Genomic DNA, 23035 nt, shown 5'->3' with positions numbered 1-23035 from the left:
TATACTGTTGAAATCACTTATAGCTCGAGGAACTTTACAATTTCAGCAGGGTATCGTTCAAAATTGATAAAACTATGATCGCCACCTTGTTCGACCGTCTGTTTAGACAAGCTAAACCTTTCGACAGCTTGACGATAATCAAGCACTTCATCTTCGGTTTGTTGTAATAACCAGAAGTCTTGTGGTTGACGAATCGACTCGACATCAAGCGCCTTTAATTGCTCTATATGAACGGGCTCTAAAACGTATTGCTGCTGCGTGTAGGGATTAACCTGCTCACCTAAATAATCGACCAATAATTCATAAGGCTTAACTGCTGGATTGACTAACACCGATTTAAAACCGAATTTAGCATTAAGCCAAGTTGATAGGTATCCACCTAGAGAGCTGCCAACAAGGCCAACTTGATAATCTACGTGATACTTATCAATCAGCTCTAAAAGGCAATCAGCAGCCTCTTGTGGAAAACAAGGAAGCTGTGGGGTTACAAGTTTAATATCTGGGCGTTCAAAGAGGCAGTACTCCTTCATCACATTGGCTTTATGTGATTGGGGAGAGCTGTTAAACCCATGAATATACAAAAGTAGTGGTTTTTTTGATTGAGCCACTATTAATAGCCACCAGCGGTAAAGTCAGGCAAAAAGCTATCATCAGCTAAGCGCTCAACCTTTGTCACCAACTGCCCGTCAGGATAAAGATCAAGTTCTCTCCAGCCTGGGGAGCACCTGTCTAGAGCAAAATCATCCGAATTGGGCTTGAACTGAATACAAGTTGATGGCGTTGCAATAACACGCACACCGTTGACCTCTCGATCCATATCTTGATGGACATGCCCACACAGCATAGCTTTAACATTGTCATGCTTATTAATAACTTGCCATAGCAGATCGGAATCTTTAAGCGTATGTTGATCAAGCCATGCGCTACCAACCAATACAGGATGGTGGTGAAGTAACACCAAGGTATGGCGGTTCAGGTTGTCACTTAAGTGCTGATCAAGCAGGCTCAATTGACGATCACTTAATCGCCCATGAGGCATGCCCACAACTTGAGAATCAAGCATAATAATTTGCCAGTGCTCACCGACAAGAAGGTGCTCTAAATGTTCTATTTGTGACGAAGGGAAAACTGAACCCATATTGGGTTTAAAATCATGGTTACCAGGCAACCAGTAACAAGGCTTCTTTAATGGAGCAATACCGTTTGCAAAGCGTTGATATGATTCAACACTATGGTCTTGAGAGATATCTCCAGTGGCCAAGATAGCTTCAAATTTCACAGCAGACTGCTCAACTTTAGCGACGACCGCACGAAAGCTATCCAGTGTCGTGACACTAAGAAGACTTCCGTTTGCAGGAGCAAACAGGTGAGTATCTGTGATTTGTAACAGCTTGATCGGTGTAGACCTAGCTGTGCTTGACGACAATTTCAAAATCAAAACCTGAACATTTACATAACTAATGACGAATATTTATTGGAGCTTGGCTAATCCCATGCTTGAGACAAAATGTCAGCCAATCCCCTAAGAAACGGTTTATTTGTGCTTTTTCATCTTTTTGCATCATTCTAGCATTTGGGTAATCATATCGAGGTTTTACACGCCCAAAATGTTCGCTAGAAAACACTTCTGCCACACGAGCATCGTGATACAGCCTGACAGACATTTTAGGTAATGGAAATATTGGAACGTCATCACTCTGACAAACCTCCACTAAAGTTGTGTACTTTGTGACCTCGCACACTTGCAATTGGTATGTCATGGCAGCAGCTTTATAGCAGCGAATATCGCCTACTTTTGCCTGCAAAGGTAACAGTGCGTTCAGTTTTGCGTAGTTAGTCTCATAGACACGCATCAACTCAGCTAAATCAACGTGATAGATTTTGTTCTCCATCACGTGCACCACTTAGAGACAATTTCTGAGTAATTCAGTTCCAGCCATTGTAGTGCAATGATAGAAGCACCGTTCTCAAATTGACCTGACTTGACCCTTTGATACGCTTCTTCTCTTGACATGACATGTACACGAATATCTTCGCCCTCATAATCAAGCCCATGAGTACCAAAAGCTTTTGAGGCGTCGACTTCGCCTATATAGACATCCAACTTTTCAGAGCAGCCACCAGAGGATGGGTAAAATGAGGTAATCTTTTCTAGATGATTAACCTCAATCCCAGCTTCTTCGACCATCTCTCGGCGAGCGACATCTTCAGCGGTTTCATCGCGGTCAATAATTCCTGCCACAATCTCTAACTGCCAAGGTGACTCATGCTCCAATGCACCAACACGAATCTGCTCAATGATGACCACTTGATCCAAAATAGGATCATAAGGCAACACAGCAACGGCATGTCCTCGTTCAAACATTTCTCGCTCAATAGGCTCACTCCACCCTCCATCAAAGAGTCGATGGCTAAACTGATATTTAATCATCTTAAAGAAACCGCTAAATAGGCTCTTCTTTGAGATAATTTTCACATCTTCTTTAGTAAAGTTGATCAATGACCTGTTTGAGTGTTGCATCCGAGCACCTCTTACTGTGTATTTTGTATTTTACCTAGAGTTGACCCTAAGAACCAAGGATAGTTTTAAAATATTTATACAAGTTTTATAGATTTATTTAAGCAATAGACTATAAATATTCAGATACCTGTCAGCAATATGTAAAAATATGCAAAATTTCGGGTAAATTACCACCACTTTAGGGTAGACTTCGACCTGATTACCCTCTTTATATTTTAGGCAGGAATAGGAATAATGAAAAAACTGCTTCCCGTATTCATCACAGCTGCACTAGGCGGCCTGAGTACCTCTGCATTAGCCGATTCTTTTGCTGATATCTACAATCATGCAAAAGATAATGATCCGCAACTATTAAGTGCAGCAGCACAACGTGACGCCGCATTTGAAGCTGTGACTTCGAGTCGTAGTAGCTTGCTTCCGCAAATCAACCTAACGGCTGGTTATAACGTCAACAGTAGTGACCAAGAACAAAGAGAAAGTAACAAGCTTACCGCTGGTATTAACTTCTCTCAGGAGCTTTACAATCGCTCTAGTTGGGTGACGTTAGATACAGCAGAGAAAAGCGCTCGCCGTGCTGACTCTTCTTACGCTGCAGCGCAGCAAGGTTTGATCCTTCGCGTATCTTCTGCTTACTTTGAAGTACTGCGAGCTCAAGACAACCTTGAGTTTGTTCGCGCAGAAAAAGCAGCCGTTGGCCGCCAACTTGAACAAACAAAACAACGTTTTGAAGTGGGTCTTTCTGCAATTACTGACGTCCATGATGCTCAAGCAGAATACGATGGCGTTTTAGCAAACGAAGTTCTTGCTGAAAACAGCCTAGTGAACAGCTATGAGAATCTGCGTGAAATTACGGGGCGCGAGCACTCTAATCTAAACATTCTAGATACTGACCGTTTTGCCGCTCAAAAGACCGCTTCTCCAGTGAATACTCTTGTTGAGCAAGCAGAAGAGAAGAACCTTAGCTTATTGACTGCGCGTATCTCTCAAGATGTAGCACGAGACAATATCTCGCTAGCGAGTTCTGGTCACCTTCCGTCAATCACTTTAGATGGTGGTTACAACTACGGAAATGATTCAAATATTCAAGGAACTTCTCAGAGCTACACAAATAATGACTTTAACATCGGTGTGAACCTTTCTGTTCCACTATATACCGGTGGTAACGTGACCTCGCAAACTAAGCAAGCTGAATTTGCTTACGTTGCGGCTAGCCAAGATTTAGAAGCGACGTACCGTAGTGTTGTGAAAGATGTTCGCGCATTTAACAACAACATCACAGCTTCTATTGGTGCGCTGCGTGCTTATGAGCAAACGGTAGTTTCTGCAAGTTCGGCACTAGAAGCGACAGAAGCGGGTTTCGATGTTGGTACACGTACCATTGTTGATGTACTAGATTCAACTCGTCGTCTATACGATGCTAACCGCAACCTATCAGATGCGCGTTATAACTACATCATTAGTGTCCTACAACTGCGTCAAGCGGTAGGTACTCTAAGCGAGCAAGATGTGCTCGATGTTGATGCTGGTCTTAAGCCTGCTAGCTAACCGTCGTATTGCTAGGTTATACGTATAAAAAAACCGCTTCACGATGAAGCGGTTTTTTATTGTTCAAATTTGTGTGAGAAACGAGTTAGCCTCGACCACCTTTGATAGCATCGATAATCTCAGTCGTTGAGCAACCATCTTCAAAGTTAAGCACTTTGACTTCTCCACCAGCAGCAATCACCTCTTTTCCACCCGCAATATCTTCTGGCTTATAGTCACCACCTTTAACCAATAGGCTTGGCAGTACTTCAGAGATTAAACGCTGTGGCGTATCTTCACTGAATGGCACGACCCAATCAACAGCACCTAAGCCCGCTAAAACGGCCATACGACGATCAGTTGGATTGACTGGACGACCAGGGCCTTTTAGACGCTTAACAGAGTCATCCGTATTCACTGCAACGATTAAGCGATCACCTAACTTAGCAGCGTGGTTAAGATAAGAGACATGACCTGCATGCAAGATGTCAAAACAGCCATTAGTCATCACGACTGTTTCGCCTTTCGCTCTTGCTTGCTTAACCGCTTCAATTAATGCTGGCTCTGTAATAACACCAAAGTCAGTGTCTTGACTGCCATGAATGGCTTCCGCTAATTCAATCGTAGAGAGTGTCGATGTACCTAACTTACCGACAACCACACCTGCAGCAGCATTAGCTAGTGCACACGCTTCATCTAAAGGCTTACCGGCAGCAACCGAAGCGGCCAATACCGAAATTACCGTATCCCCTGCACCGGTCACATCGTAAACTTCTTGCGCTTGTGTTGGTAAGTGGAATGGTTCTTCATCGCGGCGAAGCAGTGTCATGCCGTGTTCGCTACGCGTGACAAGCAGAGCTTCAAAATCGAACTTCTCAATCAGAGCTAGCCCTTTTTCTACCAACTCTTCGTCTGATTTAACGGGCCCTACAACCTGTTCAAACTCTGACAAATTTGGCGTAAGCAATGTGGCGCCACGGTAGCGCTCAAAATCAGCCCCTTTAGGGTCAATGAACACAGGCACATTGGCTTGACGTGCTTTTTGAATAAACTGCTGCACATGCTCTAAAGCACCCTTAGCGTAATCAGAAAGAATGACTGAGCGTGATTTCGGTAATGCTTGCTCCATTCGAGACAAGATCAAATCAGCATCGGTATTTTCAAATTTGTCTTCAAAATCGAGTCGAATGAGCTGCTGACCACGACTTAAAACACGCAGTTTGGTAATCGTCGGGTAGTTTGGCAGTGAAACGAAATCACAGTGCACTTTCAAAGCTGAAAGTGTTTCCGTTAATACCTTTGCAGGCTCATCAATACCCGTTAAACCAATGATATGTGCATGGCCGCCTAGAGAGGCGATATTCATGGCAACGTTAGCAGCGCCGCCCGGACGCTCTTCATTATCTTCAACTTTCACCACAGGAACAGGCGCTTCTGGTGAGATTCGCCCTGTTGGCCCATACCAATAACGATCAAGCATTACATCACCGATGATAAGGACGCCTGAATCGTTGTAATCAGGTAGGATTGGTTTCATTGTGGATCTCCAAAATTCGTAACTGAGGCGAGTTTAGCACAAGGCTTTTTATCACTAAACTCTCGACTCATATTTGTTCTATCTATCAGTTAATTGACACTGTTTATTCTAGCCACTGCTTCCAAACTTGCGTCACTAATGCTCGTTCATCAATGAATTTATCTTCTGCGACATCCGCATCAAGGTTGAGCAGGTTCCGGTGATGGATCTGATCGCGCATCTCAATATACGCCTTAATGAGCCCCATCGCTTGAGCTTCATCCATCACACCTTGAGCTATCATCGACTCAAACAGGCGAATATTGTCAGACCAACGTGATAACTTTGGCTTCTCATGGCTAAAGTTAAGCACCAGATATTGCGCTAGAAACTCTACATCGGTTATACCACCAGGATCTTGCTTTAACATAAAGCGACCCGATTTTTTCCCGCCAAGATGGTCACGCATTTTAATACGCATATCAGTGACCTGTTTTTTCAGCGCTTCCTGCTCTCGCTCAAGACACAGAATATCCTGACGAGTCTTAGCAAATGCTTGCTGTAGCGGCGTATCACCATAAATCATTCTGGCTCTGACCAGAGCTTGATGTTCCCATGTCCAAGCATCGCTATGTTGGTACTCATCAAACGAATCCGTTGGGCTCACCAATAAGCCAGAAGCACCTGACGGTCGTAAACGCGTATCAACTTCATAGAGAATGCCTGATGCAGTACGGATTGAGAAAATGTGGATAATACGCTGAGCCAAGCGGAGGTAAAACTGCCTACCATCAATTTCTTTCTTGCCATCAGTGTACACATTGACCGGGCAGTCATGCATAAAGACAATATCGAGATCAGAGTTGTAGCCAAGCTCCCATCCTCCAACCTTGCCATAACCGACTACGGCAAACCCTTTACCGCCTCGATCATTGACATGAGTAGGAACCCCATACTTTTCAGCCATCTGTTGCCATGCTTGATTGATCACCGCTTCGACAATCGCTTCCGCTAAGTAGGTTAAGTGGTCACTCACTTTGGTGATAGGCAACACGCCTGCAATATCACCCGCCGCAATACGCAAAATGCAGATCTGTTTAAACTGACGTAGCGCTTCTATCTGTTGTTCCATATCATCTTCAGGAATACGTGCCAGATAGTCACGAAGTTCGGTTTTATAAGAATCAAGTGGAACGGGGTTATATAGGTGCTGAGGGTCAATAAGCTCATCCAGCAAGATTGGATAGCGACCCAGTTGCTCTGAGATCATTGGACTTGCGGTACACAAACGTATCAATTGAGTCAACGCCGCGGGATGCTCATCAAGGAGCTCCAAATAAGTCGTCCTTGTAACGATCTTATGCAGTAAGTGAAGTACTCGCGACAAACCAAATTGTGCATCTTTATGTGCAAATAAGGTTGAGAATACTTTGGGCATTAATCGATTGAGCACTTCACGACCACGGGGACCAAGCGTCTTCTTAGCAAGATCTTGTTTGTATTGGAAGATTGTCTTCGCCAACGATTCAGCTTGTGTTTGTGCCAAATCGCTATCAAGAATATTTTCAATCACATCTTGCTCGGCTGCCATGTCCCACAGTTCATGAAAATGTGGCGCGGCAGTATCACATTGATCTTCTTCAATACCGATAAGCTCTTCAAAGATATCGTGTACATTTTTCATGTGTGCCGCGATCTCAGCCGTCAGCTCTACATAGCTTTCAAAGCCCATAGCGACCGCTAACTTAAGCTGCTCAATTTCCGAGTCAGGTAATGTTTGTGTCTGCTTGTCAGCCATCGCCTGTATCAAGTTTTCAGTACGGCGCAAAAACAGATAAGCGTTGGATAAGTTATCGACTTCGAATTCATCAAGCAGTGCTAACTCTTTTATCGCTTGTAAGGTTTCAAGTAGACCACGACCACGTAAGCTTGGCTCACGTCCACCACGAATCAATTGGAACACTTGAGCGATAAACTCAACTTCACGAATACCACCAGCACCCAGCTTGATGTTATTGCTTAGGCCACGTCTTCTCACTTCACTGCTGATCATTGATTTCATTCGACGCAAAGATTGAATTGCACTGAAATCGATATAACGACGGAAAACAAAGGGACGCAGCATTTTACGCAGCTCCTGATATTCCGGATACATCTCACTGCCCATCACTCGCGCTTTGATCATCGCGTAACGTTCCCAATCACGCCCCTGTTCTTGATAGTAGTCTTCTAACGCAGCGTAACTCATCACTAGCGGGCCACTTTCACCAAACGGTCGAAGGCGCATATCCACACGATAACAAAAGCCGTCAAAGGTATGCTGGTCGAGAGCTTTGATGATTCGCTGACCTAAGCGAGTAAAGAACTGAGCGTTGGCAATACTGCGTCTAGCGCCCTGAGTTTCACCGTTTTCTGGGTAGGTAAAGATTAAATCGATATCAGAAGAGAAATTCAGCTCACCTCCGCCCAGTTTACCCATACCAATGATGAGCATCGGCTGTGGGGTACCTTCGCTATTACAAGGTGTTCCCCACTCTTGGCAACAGATTTTGTACTGCCACTGGTAGGTTTCGAAAATCATCGCTTCAGCAAGCTCTGATAAATGCTGGAGGCTTTGCTCAAGTTCCCAAGAGGCTAAAAAGTCACGCCATGCAATATAGCTCATTTCTCTGTTTCGAAATTGTCGTAATACTCGATGACCTGCCGCCTCATCACTGCACTGATCCAGTAGTGCTTTTAAACGTTGGCGGTAATCAGCGCAGCGAGAATTATCCTCAAGCATGATTGGCAGTTGTTCAATCAAACCCTCATCTCGCTGCAGTGCCTCAGTGATAAACTGGCTCAGACCTGATATCAACTTCAGTTCATCAGTGCGATTTTCAGGCCACGATTCAAAAGCGGGTTTAGCCATCAAGGTTTCAAACACCGAGTCGGAAATAGGAATAAGTTTATCAGGCAATAGCATACTGCTTCCTTGTGCGTCACTTAGAGAACGTCTTGAGAGGATTTTAAAACGAATAGCCATAGTTATAACAAACTTAAGCCATAAAAAAACGCCCACCATGCGAAGTGAGCGTTTTTATCATTAGAACGTGAATTTAGACTTTAAACGATGTGATCTTTTTATCGAGCTCTTCCGCATTATTTTGCATGATTTCAGAGGTTTCTAGTAATTCACCAATCACAAGTACTGATGCTTCAACAAGCTCACGTACGTTTGTTAGGTTTTGATCCATCTCACCGGCAACACTGCTTTGCTGGCCTGCTGCCGTAGCAATTTGGAAGTTCATATCGTTGATCTGAGTGACTTGGCTAACGATACCATCAAGCTCGCTACCTGCATTTGTGACAAGCTCAACGCCTTCAGCAGCCTCAACCACGCTTTTTTCCATCAATTCGACAGCTGACGTTGCACTCGTTTGCAACTGGCTAATCATCTCTTGAATTTCAACCGTTGCTTGTTGTGTGCGTTGCGCAAGATTTCGAACCTCATCCGCAACCACAGCAAAACCACGACCCGCCTCACCCGCACGCGCCGCTTCAATCGCAGCATTCAGTGCTAGTAGATTCGTTTGCTCAGAGATACCCTGAATGGTTCCAACTACACTACCGATAGAATCGACACTCTCTTCAACTTGGTTTACCGCTCCAGCTGATGCACTAATATCTTGAGAAAGAACACTCATCTTTGTCACGCTGTCTTGGACAAAACGTTGGCCCGTTTGCGCTTGAGTTGATGCGCTCTCTGTTAATGAAGAAGCACTTTGTGCATGATCGGCAACGGTTTGAACCGTTGAGCTCATTTCACTCATTGCGGTCGCAAGCTGGTCAATTTCACTGAACTCTTCTTGCGTTGACTCTTTCGTCTCCGACATGCTCATCGTCATAACCTCAGTTAATGTCGATAGCTCTTGAGAGGACTCAACCTGCATCTTTATCATCTCTTGCAGTTGGCGACGCGTGATTTCAAGTTCACGAGCCACATCGCCATACTCATCTTTACAATCCATCATGATCTCCACAGAGAGATCTTTATTCGCCATCTGCTTGATTGAGTCACTTAAATACTGAGTTTGACGTAACATAACGCGCGCTGCAGCTAGCAAGATCACAACGAAGAACGCGATCATTATAATAGTTTGCCATAGAACCTGAACCAAATACGCTTCATAATGTTGCTGAGCAACCGCTGCATTGTCTGTTGCCACTAAAAGAGCATCATGAAATGTACTTGCATCCCAAAGCTGCTTTGTGACAATTAAAATGGTGCTCATCACCATCAATAAGATCATCTTTGGAACTAAACGAGTATTGGTGATTACTCGCTCCCATGGTTTGAATACCATCCTAGCCATTGTTCGTTCTCCGCAAATTTGTCTCTAATTTTGTCATTATGTCTCACTCTATATTTTCAACATCTTATGGATGTCATGTATATTGAGTAGACTGTTTTTAGCTAGTGCAAACGCCCTAGCCTCTAATTTATTTCGAGCCTCGTATGAATAAAGATGATATCAAAAATGACACCAGACCAATGAGCTTATTGTCACTGATCTTGTCTTTTATGGCGCTATTTGTGATCTCTGGCTTGTTGTTTATGCCTTTGAATCCTGAAACACGTCAGGTACTTATCGGCATCGACTTTGTTATCTGTAGCATTTTTATTTTGCAGCTATCGATAGATTTGATCCGAGCCGCAAACAAAGTGCAATATATGAAAAAGCACTGGATCGACTTTCTGGCGAGCTTACCGATGATCGAGCCGCTTAGATACGCTCGAATTTTCTCGATACTTCGTCTCATTCTTATTTTCCGCTCTGGGCAACACATATTTAGTCAGATTTTTTCAAATCGAAAAGAAACAACACTCGCTTCAATCTTGTTACTACTGGTTTTCTTACTCACAGTCGGCTCAAGCATGATGCTGTTTATTGAAGGAAAGAATCCAGGAGGAAATATTCAAGATGGTGGTGACGCCCTGTGGTGGGCTCTAGTGACCATTTCTACCGTTGGATACGGCGATCACTACCCCGTGACGGCCAATGGAAAAATGTTAGGCTCTGCGCTCATTATCTGTGGGGTCGGTATCTTTGGTGCGATTTCAGGCCTCATTACTTCCATGATTACTTCCCCAACCAAAAAGCAAACTCAAAGGTTGGAAAATAAAGAACGCCTACTCAATGAGATCGTTCAGCAACAAGCTGAGATATTACAACGACTAAACAAGATGGAAGAGAACATAATAAAACAAGGTCATTGCGATACTACGAAGGGAAACGGTAGTGCCTAGATGAGTAAGTTAAGTTACAAAAGGTAACTGACAATACTATTACTAAAGCCGATATTAGGCTGACATTTGCGACTGTAACTTCCTTATTATCTCCATGTTCACGAATATAAGAGGGTTATGCTTTGTCTAAATCAATGAAATTCGCAATTCTGTATGTCTCATTTTATGCCCTTGGCTGGGTACTACTTTTAACACTCCCCGCTTTTAATATTACCCAAGAGCGTCTTGAGTCGTATCAATCAATACTAATTATTTCAGGGTACGTTTTATCCTTACTCAGCCTAGGCCTTATCTGTCAAATTACGGCTAATTACAGAACTGAAGTAAAGAATAGTCCACGGCCTTTCTAATAACTTTTCCCTAAAAATGGTTTAGCCACTTTGCATTTAAGTGAGTGGCTAAGGCGTTAAACGATCATTTGGCTAATCAAAGCATTACTATTTTTGCCAATACGGTTCCGCTTCAATACAGATAATACGCGTCTGCTCCATAGCATGCAGAATAGAGGCTTCTTGACGAACTAACCAACGCTGCAACTGATCTTGTTCGTCACCCTCGAGTTTTTCAACAAAAGGCTTGAGTTGATCGAGCATAAGAAGATCATCAATGCCTTGCATGAGATCAGCCCATGGGAGACGGAAGCTATTACGCTCTTCAACATCATAAAGGGAAGCGAAGCCGACGCCTGTATAGAGGTTTCGCATCAAACGGTACTGCTGTTCTATATACTCTTCACTACTCAGTATCGTTTCTGGTGGGAACGCCTCCATCAACTCAGCCCATGTTCGGTCGAGTTGTTTAACGGAGAAGGGTGAGATGGAATGAGACATCTGCTCGCGAGCTTTATCATCTAAAAATGGTTGCCAGCCTCGAGTCAAAATCCAACGGCTCAAATCAAGCAAGATTCCAGTGTACCGAGCTGAAGAGAGAAGCGTTAGTATCTCATCACGGTTTGGAAGCGCATCTTGAACCCCTTTTAGCTCACTGACTAAAAATTTGCGCGCTTCAAGCTTTCTTAAGACGTGCCCTTTGTCTTCCAGCAAATCTGATAGATAGTCGTATTGTTTTAGCCAGCCTAACTCTTGCTCTAACCACTTCAACTCTTGACGTAATATGGCACTTGCTCTGCGTGGTACAATGCCACCATAAATGGTGAGAGTCTGTCTTATGAAGCTCAACGAGTGACGAATCTCATGCAACGCTTGAATGGACTCTCGCTCAGAATAGATTTGCTCATGATAGTGCCAATGAGACAACGCATGCTCTAGTGAATGGACAAAACAAGACTCGACAGAATCATGTCGATTGGTTTCAACCAAAGATAATGGCTTAACTTCATCACCTTGGTGTCCTTGAGCAAGACGATAGCCCTTTGCCGCTTTACTTAAGTTACCTAAGCGCATTCCACCAAATTCACTAAATTGTCTAGCCAAGGTGAATAGCGCATCTGTTTGTCCTGATTTCAGTTCAAACTCAATTTCACAAATAGGGTCACGTTTATCCCCTGAAACTACCTCTCCTAGATCAAAGGCGACTTCAACTTGACTTCCATCAGCCATGCCAATCAGCCACTGCTCGCGTGTGAAGTTCGTGGTAAACAACGGTGTTAATTGCGCTTGTAGTGTTTCAGTATCACGGCCTTGTGGCCAAATATCTTCAGGGTGCAGCGAGAGCATAGGGTCATTACAGGTATGCTCTGCATTATATTCAGGCCGTTGGTGTAAGCCTGCGACAACGCGACCTGCTGTTTTTACGGTTTGAATAAATACATCATCGAAACGTCGAATCCGTAAACCAGTATCGTGCTGACGCAGCCAGTTATCTGGTGTATCAAAATAGGTGTTTCCTAACTCACGGCTACTGTGCTGAAGGATTTTCATCTCGGTGACTTTTTCACGCAAAATCGTTGAAAATTCTGGTGAAACAAAAAACTTCAGTTCTATCTCGGTTTCCATAACTGTACCTTTCAAAGCAGATAGCAACAGGATATGGCGTATTAGTTAACTGGGCAAGAGAGAAATATCACCTCATTGATGATCTAAAACAGTTTTCATGAATGATTTAATGGGGTAACATGCGCGCCTTTATAGCCATCGTTCAACATTTCACCACGAAATGGTGTATGTTCTTTTTAGGTTATATTTAATAGGTTGAATGGCCATGCCAGTAAATACAATAATGGGGTTATTTGCAAAGTCCCCTATTAAGCCTTTGCAGCGCCACGTAGTGTGCGTTAATGAATGTTGCTCTCATCTTGTGAACTTTTTTGAAGTCTCTTCAAAAGGTGACTGGGAAAAAGCAGCAGAAATTCGTGCTCAGATTTCTCACTTAGAGAAAGAAGCTGATGTGCTAAAGCGCGAAATTCGCCTCAAACTTCCTCGCGGTTTGTTTATGCCTGTCGATCGTACCGACATGCTTGAGTTATTAACTCAACAAGACAAACTCGCTAACCTAGCCAAAGACATTTCAGGCCGAGTTTATGGTCGTCAATTGGTTATCCCTGAACAACTTCAAGAAAACTTCATCGTTTATGTTAAACGTTGTCTTGATGCTGCTGATCAAGCTCAAAAAGTAATTAATGAGTTAGATGAGTTGCTAGAGACAGGTTTTAAAGGACGCGAAGTCACACTTGTTGCCGAAATGATCCATCAACTGGATCTGATTGAAGATGATACTGATGCAATTCAAATTCAACTTCGTCAGCAGTTAATGGCAATTGAATCGGAATATAACCCTATTGACGTTATGTTCTTATACAAAATTCTAGAGTGGGTTGGTGGTATTGCAGATCAAGCACAGCGTGTAGGCGCTCGTCTTGAAGTAATGCTTTCTCGCTCTTAAATCACAAGCAACCCGATAACGAAGAGCACGATATAAACGCGACAGGTTAGGCGATGAGTATTTTTATCGCTGATGGGTTTGACGCGCCTAAATTTTGCTCCGCTTGTTATTAAACAACTAGGTATTACGATGGATATTATTGCTAACTACGGCACTGTCCTGATTATTATTGCTGCGGCTTTCGGTCTTTTGATGGCTATTGGTATTGGTGCAAATGACGTTGCGAACGCAATGGGCACCTCAGTAGGCTCTAAAGCTCTAACCGTAAAACAAGCCATCATCATTGCGATGATTTTCGAATTTGCCGGTGCATATCTTGCTGGTGGTGAAGTAACCGACACTATTCGACGTGGCGTAATCGATACTGATTTATTTGCTCACCAACCTGACGTTTTAGTCTTTGGTATGCTGTCTGCATTGTTAGCGGCAGGTACTTGGCTATTACTGGCTTCTTATATGGGTTGGCCTGTATCAACGACTCACTCAATTATCGGTGCCATCATCGGTTTTGCGTGTGTGTCTGTCGGTACTGAAGCGGTCGATTGGAGCTCTGTACAAGGTATCGTGGGTAGCTGGCTGATAACACCAGTTATCTCAGGTTTCTTTGCTTATATGATATTTGTCAGTGCACAACGCCTAATCTTTGATACAGAGAATCCTCTGTTCAACGCTAAGCGCTTTGTTCCAGTTTACATGTTCATCACCACCATGGTTGTTGCACTTGTAACGATTAAGAAAGGCCTAAAGCACATTGGTTTACACTTAAGCAACGGCGAAGCTTGGATGTGGTCTGCCGTGGTATCGGCAATTGTTATGGTAGCGGGCTACGTATACATTCAGAAGAAATTCGCTAACCGTGAAGATGACCATGGATTTGCAGGTGTGGAAGGCGTTTTCACCGTGCTAATGGTTATCACTGCTTGTGCGATGGCCTTTGCACACGGCTCTAACGACGTAGCAAACGCGATCGGTCCACTGTCAGCTGTTGTATCAACCGTTGAAAACATGGGTGAGATCGCAGGCAAAACTAAGATTGCTTGGTGGATTCTTCCACTTGGTGGCTTCGGTATCGTCATTGGTCTTGCAACCCTAGGCCGCAGAGTTATGGCAACTGTTGGTACTGGTATTACCGAGTTAACGCCAAGCCGTGGTTTCGCTGCTCAGTTAGCAACTGCATGTACTGTTGTTTTAGCGTCAGGTACAGGGCTGCCAATCTCAACCACACAAACGCTTGTTGGTGCGGTATTAGGGGTAGGTTTTGCACGTGGTATTGGTGCTCTAAACTTAGGCGTTGTGCGTAACATCGTTGCCTCTTGGGTCGTTACACTCCCTGCAGGTGCACTATTAGCTGTTGTATTCTTCTATGCAATCCAAGGTATGTTTGTGTAGAACGATGCCAGTTTAAAACTTTATTTATTCAAAGATAAGGTTTGTAGATTGTAAGCGTAGCGTCATTATTGACTCAAACGCACAGAAAGGGAGGCTTTGCCTCCCTTCTTTGTTGCATGGCCTTACGAAAATTCATACTATCTGTTCAATATACATTTTAACCAACTTCAAGATTGTTAAAGGATTCACTGTGAAGAAACTGATTTGCATGGTCTTGGTCTCTCTTATGGCCATTCCAGCAGCTTTTGCTCAAGACCGCTACATCGCGGATAAACTATTCACTTACATGCACTCAGGCCCCAATAATCAGTTCCGCATTATTGGCAGTATTGATGCTGGCGATAAGATTACTCTTCTCAACACAAATAAAGAGACGGGCTATAGCCAAATTCAAGATACTCGCGGTCGTAAAGGTTGGGTTGAGACTCGCTTTGTTACGCGCCAAGAGAGTATGGCTGTTCGCTTGCCTAAGCTAGAGAAAGAGCTCACGACAGTGAAAGCTCAGCTTTCAAATGCTCGTGGTAATGCCGACAGTGAAAAAGCAGGCCTGATTGATTCTCTAGAAGTTCGTAATCAGCAAATTTCTGAGCTTGAACAAAATTACAGCGACATCAGCACACAGCTAACGGCGTCTCAAACGGAAGTGCGTGAACTTCGCGCTCGCCTAGATACGCAAAAAGAAGACCTACTACTGAAATACTTCATGTACGGTGGTGGCGTTGCAGGTGGCGGTCTATTGTTTGGACTATTGCTACCTCATGTGATGCCTCGTCGTAAGAAATCACCAAACGGTTGGGCATAAGCTCGAAGCCTAGTATTTAGGCATCAAAAAGTCTTTAGACATAAAAAAGGTCACCTCGGTGACCTTTTTTAATACCCAAATATTATGTCCTGAAATCGTACCAATCCCATTGATTAGATGGTCATAAAACTGCGTAGAAAAAATCACTTAGAATAAGGCAAAAATTTTGTAGCTAGTTATTCTAACTACAAAATCTTTAACGCCATTATCAGGGATTTTAGCAAGCAAGAATGACTAGATAATTGATGAGATTGGTACCACTACCCTTTCCAATCAAACAGCGCTGGAATTTCTATCAACTGGTCTCGATACTCTATCGTGGTGTAACGCTGCCTGATTTCAATTAACCTAACATCGATCCCTATCTGATCTCCCTCAACATACTCACTGCCATTGACCTTTACCCAACGCTTATCAACCTGACTTGAGTAAACATGGGTTTGGAAATTCATCGATGGGAGTAAACCTACAAAATCAGCTCCTCGCTGAGAGAGTTTAATCGACTCTTGAGCTTCATTTTGATCGTAAGCATCGGTAGGTTCAACATTGCTTAATTGACTCACTGCATCATCACTGTGGTTAAAAGCAGATTGCACTCTTTGAGCGAGTTCAGGAGAGAACTGACTTAAATCAAGCTGAGATAATGAATCCAGTGCCTCATTAGTTTCAGAGGCTGGAACAGCAAGCACAGTATCTACAGTTTCATGACTGGAAAATTGAGGATCACTTTCAACGGCAGAACGACTCTCTGTTTCAGCGACAACCGAGTTGTTAACCTTGAGCGTCTCTTTGGAAATTCTACTGTTTTCTACATACGTCGACTTTAGTTCTTTTGGTGGAAAGTAAGGTGAGGAACTAAACGCGCTTTCCACTTCGATAAATTCAGGCTCGACTTTCATCACAATCGACGGTTTTGCCTGATAGGCTTGATAGTCTCGATAGACATCATACCCAAGCCATGAAGTTGTCATTATAACCGGCGCTATAAAAGCCAACGCTATGCTTAACTTAGAAACGTTAGCGGTATTCTGAGTTAGATTCATTGGCGCTATAGGGGTAGCATCATAGCGCTGATGATTTTGCTCTGAGATCTTGAGTGCCTTCAGTATTTCAGACATTAATGGACCTCACTGAGTTGATTATCATGATTAGCAGGAGTGTGCTGTTCTGGTGCATTAAGTTCAGGTGCATTATTTTGAGTTAATTGCTCTAACGCTTTAAGTGTCTGCTGGCCTGCTATGCCATCAACAGACATATTCTGCCAGCGCTGAAACAGCATAACCTTACGCTCTAGTTGATCATCAAACACGGCAGACGCATTTGGCGTTTCACCAATCAGCTCAGACAACACTTTGTCTAGCTGAGCAACGGCCCCACCCGACATGCCTTTTCTTAATACCTCTTTAAACTGGGATTGCCAAATATAATGGTAATCACCGGTCCACAATGGCTGAATCCAATGGCTGTCGACAACCACTCTTTGCCCATTGAAAATCAGCTCAATTGAATAATCAGCATTAACTCGGCTTAAAACAGCAAAACGAATTTGTTGATCAATGTCTAGGTGGATAACAACAGGCCTATTCAGGGTCAGCAGGTCGTTCCAATCGCCTTGTTGCTGTTCGCAGTGAAACAAGCGTGATGTTTCTCTATGACTATCACAAAGCCGGTCTAACACACTCGCTCGATAACCCCACACTTGATATAAATCGCTAATGGATTGCTCTAAGGTAGAAGATTGCATCAACTGCTGTTTCAACTTAGGGGAAAGGATTTCTTTCACAACCTGTTGTGGCTCTGATTGTATTTGTGAAGAAGTACCCCAGTTACTTTTTAGCTCGTTCGCCCACGTAGCGAACCCTAGATAAATGGCTATTGATACAACAACGCCAAGCGATAGACTGATCAACATTGGTTTCGACGAACTCAGTGGCGTGTTTTTTAAAGGCACACTGAATGAGGTTTGAAACTGCATCACCTCTTGGCAACTGGATTGAATGATCTGCTTATTCGGTTGTTTTACGCCTGCTTGGTAAGCCGATTTCAACACCGCATCACACACTAGGTTAATTAACCTTGGGATCCCTAGTGTTTGGATCGCGATGAATTTTAGCCCACTGACAGGAAAAAGCTGTGGATCGCCTCCTGCTCTTTCTAAACGAAACTGAATATACTTCGCTGCTTCTTCCGTCGTTAACGGCAGCAAATGGTATCGCCCTGTAATTCGCTGTGCTAATTGGCGAAGCTGTGGCGTCTTTAGCTTTTGCTGTAATTCGGGTTGGCCAATCAGCAGGACTTTTAGCAGCTTTTGACTGTCCGTTTCTAAGTTGGTGAGCAGTCTCAACTGTTCGAGTACGTCTGCGGCCAAATGCTGCGCCTCATCGATAACAAGCAGCGTTTGTAAACCGTTTCCATGGTTATCTAATAAAAACTGATAAATAGCCTGACTAAGCTGTTTGAGAGACGCCCCTTCAGAATAAGTCACGGAGAATTCATCACAAATCGCTTCAAGAAGCTCAATATTAGAGAAGGTAGGATTGAGGATAAGCCCAGCTTGAGTCGAGTTACCCAGGTTAGCGAGCATGACTTTAGCGACCGTCGTTTTTCCCGTCCCGACTTCACCAGTCAGCATTGCAAAGCCGCCACCTTCACCAAGCCCAGCCTCTAAATGTTGTATCGCCTCTTTATGACGCTGGCTTAAAAACAGATAACGAGAATTAGGGACAATTGAAAATGGTGCTTCACTAAATGTAAAAAAATCCTGATACATCATTCTCGTCTCTATAATTTAACTGATAAGAAAAGTACCATTACTGACATTGAACGCCAATGGCTAACGACGAAATTCAAGGATTTAAAGTGCAAGTATATTTAGTAGGTGGCGCAGTTCGCGATCAATTGCTCAATCTTGATGTCTATGACAAAGATTGGGTTGTTGTAGGGAGTACTCCTAAAGAGATGCTCGCAAACGGCTTTACAGCGGTTGGAAATGACTTTCCAGTGTTTCTCCACCCTAAAACAAAACAAGAACATGCCTTGGCACGTACAGAAAGAAAAACGTCTGCGGGTTACACTGGGTTTGAATGTCACTTTTCAGTTGATGTTACATTGGAGGAGGATCTTCTTCGTCGCGATCTCACCATTAACGCGTTAGCTCAGGATAACCAAGGTCAGATTATCGATCCTTACGGTGGTCAATCGGATCTTAACGATCGTATTTTACGCCACGTTTCTGAAGCGTTTACCGAAGATCCTCTGCGTGTACTTCGGGTTGCCCGCTTTGCCGCTAAGCTCAAACACTTAGGTTTCTCCATTGCTCCAGAAACCTTATCGCTCATGAAACGTATTAGCCAATCAGGTGAGTTAGAACACCTCACTGCAGAGCGAATTTGGCAAGAGTGGTATAAATCTTTGTCGACACAAAATCCTCAAGAATTCTTATCGGTACTGCAAGAATGTGGCGCATTACAGATCGTTCTACCTGAAATATCTCAGCTCTTTGGTGTTCCACAGCCAGAGCAGTGGCACCCAGAAATCGATACAGGAATTCATACGCTTATGGTCGCGAAGCAAGCGGCACAGCTCTCTGACTCTTTGCCTGTTCGCTTTGCCTCTCAAGTCCATGACTTAGGTAAAGGTATAACACCAAAGGAAGAGTGGCCAAGCCACAAGCTACATTGTCATACCGGCCTGAAACTTATCAAAGATTTGTGTGAACGAGTCCGTGTTCCTAATGAATTTAAAGATCTCGCTTTAATGGTGTGTGAGCAGCACTCCAATATCCACCGTGCGGCAGAATTAAAACCAAGTACGAAACTGAAAGTGCTGAATAAATTTGATGTATGGAGAAAGCCAGAGCGCCTCAGTGATATCTTGCTTTGTTGCATGGCAGATAGCCGAGGTAGAACGGGATGTGAAGAGATTGAATATCCGCAAAAGCAGCTCTTTGAGCAAGCTTATCAAGCGGCACTAAGCGTTAATGTACAGGATATTATTGCCAATGGTTTTAAAGGAAAGGATATTAGAACGGAAATGGATAAACGACGCATTGAAGCAATAGCACAGGCCTAATGGTGTCCTATCACCTTGTCTCTGAGACGAAGAGATAAGGTGATATTTTCCTTTTTAATTCCAACGTAAGATACGAACTTCATTTCCTTCTTCAGGTGTTCTGGGGATGTTAAAAGACAGCAATAATGAAATCATTGCCATCGCCGCTCCAATGTAAAACACCGTTGAAGGTGACACCAACCAGATAAACCCAAACGTGACTGGAATGACAACCGCTGCAATATGGTTAATGGTGAACGAGACGCCTGCGGTTGACGCCATATCAGCAGGGTCTGCTATCTTCTGGAAATAGGTTTTTATCGCCAATGCCAAAGCAAAGAAGAGATGATCAATCACATACAGTGCTGCAGCCCACTCAGCACTTTGTACTAGCCCGTAACCGACAAAAACAAAGAAAAGGCCTACATACTCGAAGATCAACGCCTTTCTCTCACCCACCATACCAATAAAGCGCCCTATCCGCTTGGCAAATAGAAAGTTAAACAGGTAATTGATCAGGAAAAGTAGCGTGATATCCGCAACGGAATAGCCGAACTTTTCAACCATGAGAAAGCCAGCAAACACGGTAAAAATTTGTCTTCTCGCGCCACTCATAAAGGTCAAAGCATAGTAAAGCCAGTATCGTTTACGCAGCACTAACTTCTTATTTTGCTGAGTCTTTGTTTTAAACTCAGGAAAAGCAAAGGCAATCCATAGAACCAATATAAAGCCGATTCCACCAGTAATAGAGTAAACCCAAACGAAGTCGAGTTGGATCTGTTCAAACATCACCCATATCGCGCCATAGGTAAGAAGAGACGCAAGGGCGCCAACGGAGATTAGTTTACCTAACATTTCTGGGGCTTCGTCTTTACTTAGCCACTGTAAGGAGAGGGATTGTTTTAACGTCTCAAAGTAATGGAACCCTGTCGACATAAGAACCGTAGTCAATAGCAGCCCAATAAGACTTGGAAAGAAACCTGTCAAAGCTACTCCTAACGTCAGCATGGCTAAAGATAGCAACATGAAGCGCTGCTCACGAATAAACAGCAATACAAATACGGCAGTGAACGCAAGAAAGCCTGGGATCTCTCGAACACTTTGTAGCAAACCAATATCACTACCATCAAAGTTGGCTTTTTCAATTACAAAGTTATTAAGCAGGGCCATCCAACTTGAAAAAGCGATGGGCACTATAATAGAGATGATAACGAGAAAATTTTGTGGTGTTTTCCAACTTGAAGCCGTATTGGACATAAGAGATCCTTTCTCTAATTTCGCCTTTCTTATCCTTTCTTAAATAAGAAGCCTTACTTTTCTTATGACTGTATCACGAGCAGCAATGCAAATCCGTTTAATATTCATCCAATTATAACCCAAGGCGTTGTCTTACAGACAAAAAAATGCCTCGCATAAAGTGAGGCATTCAAAGCTTAGATGAATAATTTCTTTGGTTTAAAACCAAGAGTGAATTACTGACCTTTAACTTATTTATGGCCGCTTTCGTTACTGAAGGAGGAGCTTTAGAACCTAGAGTTTCTTTTGCTTCATTTCCTTCAGACAAAAAAATGCCTCGCATAAAGCGAGGCATTCAAAACTTAGATTAATAATTCCTTTGGTTTAAAAACCAGAGAGATTATTGACCTTTAACTTCTTTAAGGCCGCTTTCGTTACTGAAGGAGGAGCTTTAGATCCTTGAGTTTCTTTGCTTCATTTCCTTCAGACGAAAAAATGCCCCGCATAAGGCGAGGCATTCAAAGCTTAGATTAATAATTCCTTTGGTTTAAAAACCAGAGAGATTATTGACCTTTAACTTCTTTAAGACCGTTGTAAGGAGCTTTAGAACCTAGAGCTTCTTCGATACGGATTAGTTGGTTGTACTTAGCAACACGGTCAGAACGGCTCATAGAACCAGTCTTGATTTGACCTGCAGCTGTACCTACCGCTAGATCAGCGATAGTTGCATCTTCAGTTTCGCCAGAACGGTGAGAGATTACTGCAGTGTAGCCAGCGTCTTTAGCCATCTTGATAGCAGAAAGAGTCTCTGTTAGAGAACCGATTTGGTTGAACTTGATAAGGATAGAGTTAGCTACGCCTTTCTCGATACCTTCAGCAAGAATCTTAGTGTTTGTAACGAACAGATCGTCACCAACGATTTGAAGCTTGTCGCCTAGAAGTTCAGTTTGGTGCTTGAAGCCAGCCCAATCAGACTCGTCAAGACCATCTTCGATAGATACGATTGGGAAGTTGTTCGCTAGCTCAGCTAGGTAGTGGTTGAACTCTTCAGAAGTGAAAGTTTTACCTTCGCCCTTCATGTTGTAGATGCCAGCTTCTTTGTCGAAGAACTCAGATGCAGCACAGTCCATAGCAAGAGTAACGTCTTTACCTAGTTCGTAACCAGCAGCTGCAACAGCTTCTGCGATAACTTCTAATGCTTCAGCGTTAGATTTAAGGTTAGGAGCGAAACCACCTTCATCACCAACTGCAGTGCTGTAGCCTTTAGACTTAAGAACTTTAGCAAGGTTGTGGAATACTTCAGCACCAACACGTAGAGCTTCTTTAAGAGTCTTAGCGCCAACTGGTTGGATCATGAACTCTTGGATGTCAACGTTGTTATCTGCGTGCTCACCACCGTTGATGATGTTCATCATTGGTAGAGGCATAGAGAACTGACCAGCAGTACCGTTTAGCTCAGCGATGTGCTCAAATAAAGGCATGCCTTTAGCAGAAGCAGCAGCTTTAGCGTTCGCTAGAGAAACAGCTAGGATAGCGTTAGCACCGAACTTAGATTTGTTCTCAGTACCGTCAAGGTCGATCATCACTTGGTCAACGTCAGCTTGAGCTTTAGCGTCTTTACCAATTAGTGCTTCAGCGATTGGGCCGTTTACAGCTTCAATTGCTTTAAGAACACCTTTACCTAGGAAACGTGATTTGTCACCGTCACGTAGCTCAAGAGCTTCGCGAGAACCAGTAGATGCGCCAGATGGAGCAGCAGCCATACCTACGAAACCGCCTTCTAGGTGTACTTCAGCTTCTACAGTTGGGTTACCACGTGAATCGATGATTTCACGACCTAGAACTTTAACGATCTTAGACATTGAA

The 23035-nt window shown here is 43.5% G+C and carries 18 protein-coding genes; 6 read left to right on the top strand and 12 right to left on the bottom strand.

Annotation, left to right across the window (positions count from 1 at the left end):
- Positions 1 to 17 precede the first annotated feature (17 nt).
- The 4 genes from yqiA to nudF are packed head-to-tail and all read right to left on the bottom strand — an operon-like array spanning position 18 to position 2521.
- Entirely contained in the window at positions 18 to 608 is a 591-nt protein-coding gene (gene yqiA / locus KP803_RS16050; protein WP_248009871.1) for an esterase YqiA, read from the bottom strand.
- Positions 609 to 610: 2 nt separating this feature from the next.
- On the bottom strand, positions 611 to 1432 hold the full coding sequence (gene cpdA, locus KP803_RS16045; protein ID WP_248009870.1) for a 3',5'-cyclic-AMP phosphodiesterase: 822 nt from the start codon (positions 1430 to 1432) through the stop codon (positions 611 to 613).
- A gap of 25 nt (positions 1433 to 1457) precedes the next feature.
- Positions 1458 to 1892, bottom strand: coding sequence for a DUF1249 family protein (locus KP803_RS16040; protein WP_248009869.1), 435 nt, complete (start codon positions 1890 to 1892; stop codon positions 1458 to 1460).
- Positions 1892 to 2521 carry an ADP-ribose diphosphatase gene (nudF, locus tag KP803_RS16035; protein ID WP_248009868.1) on the bottom strand — a complete coding sequence of 210 codons (630 nt, stop codon included), beginning with the start codon at positions 2519 to 2521 and terminating at the stop codon, positions 1892 to 1894. Before nudF ends, KP803_RS16040 begins: the two co-directional genes overlap by 1 nt.
- A 234-nt stretch (positions 2522 to 2755) precedes the next feature.
- Here nudF and tolC point away from each other — a divergent pair, with 234 nt between their 5' ends.
- The gene (tolC, locus tag KP803_RS16030) at positions 2756 to 4066 is read left to right on the top strand and encodes an outer membrane channel protein TolC (protein WP_248009867.1); all 1311 of its coding nucleotides are present in this window, start codon (positions 2756 to 2758) and stop codon (positions 4064 to 4066) included.
- Positions 4067 to 4151: 85 nt separating this feature from the next.
- On the opposite strand, the gene hldE is transcribed toward tolC, so the two are convergent.
- The 3 genes from hldE to KP803_RS16015 all read right to left on the bottom strand — a co-directional run bounded on the left by hldE (position 4152) and on the right by KP803_RS16015 (position 9916).
- On the bottom strand, positions 4152 to 5582 hold the full coding sequence (hldE, locus tag KP803_RS16025; protein ID WP_248009866.1) for a bifunctional D-glycero-beta-D-manno-heptose-7-phosphate kinase/D-glycero-beta-D-manno-heptose 1-phosphate adenylyltransferase HldE: 1431 nt from the start codon (positions 5580 to 5582) through the stop codon (positions 4152 to 4154).
- A gap of 103 nt (positions 5583 to 5685) precedes the next feature.
- Positions 5686 to 8526: a bifunctional [glutamate--ammonia ligase]-adenylyl-L-tyrosine phosphorylase/[glutamate--ammonia-ligase] adenylyltransferase gene (gene glnE, locus KP803_RS16020; protein ID WP_248009974.1), complete on the bottom strand. Its 2841-nt coding sequence runs from the start codon at positions 8524 to 8526 to the stop codon at positions 5686 to 5688.
- 133 nt (positions 8527 to 8659) lie between these two features.
- Entirely contained in the window at positions 8660 to 9916 is a 1257-nt protein-coding gene (locus KP803_RS16015; protein WP_248009865.1) for a methyl-accepting chemotaxis protein, read from the bottom strand.
- 143 nt (positions 9917 to 10059) lie between these two features.
- Here KP803_RS16015 and KP803_RS16010 point away from each other — a divergent pair, with 143 nt between their 5' ends.
- Positions 10060 to 10851, top strand: a complete 792-nt coding sequence (locus KP803_RS16010; protein ID WP_248009864.1) for a potassium channel family protein — start codon at positions 10060 to 10062, stop codon at positions 10849 to 10851.
- 437 nt (positions 10852 to 11288) lie between these two features.
- On the opposite strand, the gene KP803_RS16005 is transcribed toward KP803_RS16010, so the two are convergent.
- Positions 11289 to 12806 (bottom strand): CYTH and CHAD domain-containing protein, encoded by a 1518-nt coding sequence (locus KP803_RS16005; RefSeq protein WP_248009863.1) that lies wholly within the window; start codon positions 12804 to 12806, stop codon positions 11289 to 11291.
- 205 nt (positions 12807 to 13011) lie between these two features.
- On the opposite strand from KP803_RS16005, the gene KP803_RS16000 reads away from it, so the two are divergent.
- The 3 genes from KP803_RS16000 to KP803_RS15990 all read left to right on the top strand — a co-directional run bounded on the left by KP803_RS16000 (position 13012) and on the right by KP803_RS15990 (position 15883).
- The gene (locus tag KP803_RS16000) at positions 13012 to 13692 is read left to right on the top strand and encodes a TIGR00153 family protein (protein ID WP_248009862.1); all 681 of its coding nucleotides are present in this window, start codon (positions 13012 to 13014) and stop codon (positions 13690 to 13692) included.
- A gap of 129 nt (positions 13693 to 13821) precedes the next feature.
- A complete protein-coding gene (locus KP803_RS15995) occupies positions 13822 to 15081 on the top strand; it encodes an inorganic phosphate transporter (protein WP_248009861.1) in 1260 nt (419 codons plus the stop codon).
- A gap of 190 nt (positions 15082 to 15271) precedes the next feature.
- On the top strand, positions 15272 to 15883 hold the full coding sequence (locus tag KP803_RS15990) for a TIGR04211 family SH3 domain-containing protein (protein WP_248009860.1): 612 nt from the start codon (positions 15272 to 15274) through the stop codon (positions 15881 to 15883).
- Between the two features lie 260 nt (positions 15884 to 16143).
- Here KP803_RS15990 and KP803_RS15985 read toward each other — a convergent pair whose 3' ends face one another.
- Both KP803_RS15985 and KP803_RS15980 read right to left on the bottom strand, forming a co-directional pair.
- On the bottom strand, positions 16144 to 17001 hold the full coding sequence (locus tag KP803_RS15985) for a general secretion pathway protein GspB (RefSeq protein ID WP_248009859.1): 858 nt from the start codon (positions 16999 to 17001) through the stop codon (positions 16144 to 16146).
- Positions 17001 to 18656 carry an ExeA family protein gene (locus KP803_RS15980; RefSeq protein WP_427916963.1) on the bottom strand — a complete coding sequence of 552 codons (1656 nt, stop codon included), beginning with the start codon at positions 18654 to 18656 and terminating at the stop codon, positions 17001 to 17003. The genes KP803_RS15985 and KP803_RS15980 overlap by 1 nt, the downstream gene beginning before the upstream one ends.
- Before the next feature lie 86 nt (positions 18657 to 18742).
- Between KP803_RS15980 and KP803_RS15975 the strand changes: the two genes are divergently transcribed.
- Positions 18743 to 19954 carry a multifunctional CCA addition/repair protein gene (locus KP803_RS15975; protein WP_248009858.1) on the top strand — a complete coding sequence of 404 codons (1212 nt, stop codon included), beginning with the start codon at positions 18743 to 18745 and terminating at the stop codon, positions 19952 to 19954.
- 54 nt (positions 19955 to 20008) lie between these two features.
- On the opposite strand, the gene KP803_RS15970 is transcribed toward KP803_RS15975, so the two are convergent.
- Both KP803_RS15970 and eno read right to left on the bottom strand, forming a co-directional pair.
- The gene (locus KP803_RS15970) at positions 20009 to 21190 is read right to left on the bottom strand and encodes an MFS transporter (protein WP_248009857.1); all 1182 of its coding nucleotides are present in this window, start codon (positions 21188 to 21190) and stop codon (positions 20009 to 20011) included.
- Between the two features lie 542 nt (positions 21191 to 21732).
- Positions 21733 to 23031, bottom strand: coding sequence for a phosphopyruvate hydratase (gene eno / locus KP803_RS15965; protein ID WP_248009856.1), 1299 nt, complete (start codon positions 23029 to 23031; stop codon positions 21733 to 21735).
- Positions 23032 to 23035 lie beyond the last annotated feature (4 nt).

This window comes from Vibrio amylolyticus, assembly GCF_023145695.1.
Taxonomy (GTDB): Bacteria; Pseudomonadota; Gammaproteobacteria; order Enterobacterales; family Vibrionaceae; genus Vibrio; species Vibrio amylolyticus.
Note: the sequence above shows the minus strand (reverse complement) of the source record. Positions and strands in the feature narration are given on the sequence as shown.

Bases quoted from the DNA above. Each gene is read 5' to 3' on its own strand.
- KP803_RS16000 (WP_248009862.1), top strand. From the start codon at position 13,012: ATGCCAGTAAATACAATAATGGGGTTATTTGCAAAGTCCCCTATTAAG.
- glnE (WP_248009974.1), bottom strand. From the start codon at position 8,526: ATGCTATTGCCTGATAAACTTATTCCTATTTCCGACTCGGTGTTTGAA.
- hldE (WP_248009866.1), bottom strand. From the start codon at position 5,582: ATGAAACCAATCCTACCTGATTACAACGATTCAGGCGTCCTTATCATC.
- KP803_RS16005 (WP_248009863.1), bottom strand. From the start codon at position 12,806: ATGGAAACCGAGATAGAACTGAAGTTTTTTGTTTCACCAGAATTTTCA.
- KP803_RS15995 (WP_248009861.1), top strand. From the start codon at position 13,822: ATGGATATTATTGCTAACTACGGCACTGTCCTGATTATTATTGCTGCG.
- tolC (WP_248009867.1), top strand. From the start codon at position 2,756: ATGAAAAAACTGCTTCCCGTATTCATCACAGCTGCACTAGGCGGCCTG.
- nudF (WP_248009868.1), bottom strand. From the start codon at position 2,521: ATGCAACACTCAAACAGGTCATTGATCAACTTTACTAAAGAAGATGTG.
- KP803_RS15980 (WP_427916963.1), bottom strand. From the start codon at position 18,656: ATGATGTATCAGGATTTTTTTACATTTAGTGAAGCACCATTTTCAATT.
- KP803_RS15985 (WP_248009859.1), bottom strand. From the start codon at position 17,001: ATGTCTGAAATACTGAAGGCACTCAAGATCTCAGAGCAAAATCATCAG.
- KP803_RS16040 (WP_248009869.1), bottom strand. From the start codon at position 1,892: ATGGAGAACAAAATCTATCACGTTGATTTAGCTGAGTTGATGCGTGTC.
- KP803_RS15970 (WP_248009857.1), bottom strand. From the start codon at position 21,190: ATGTCCAATACGGCTTCAAGTTGGAAAACACCACAAAATTTTCTCGTT.
- KP803_RS16010 (WP_248009864.1), top strand. From the start codon at position 10,060: ATGAATAAAGATGATATCAAAAATGACACCAGACCAATGAGCTTATTG.
- KP803_RS16015 (WP_248009865.1), bottom strand. From the start codon at position 9,916: ATGGCTAGGATGGTATTCAAACCATGGGAGCGAGTAATCACCAATACT.
- eno (WP_248009856.1), bottom strand. From the start codon at position 23,031: ATGTCTAAGATCGTTAAAGTTCTAGGTCGTGAAATCATCGATTCACGT.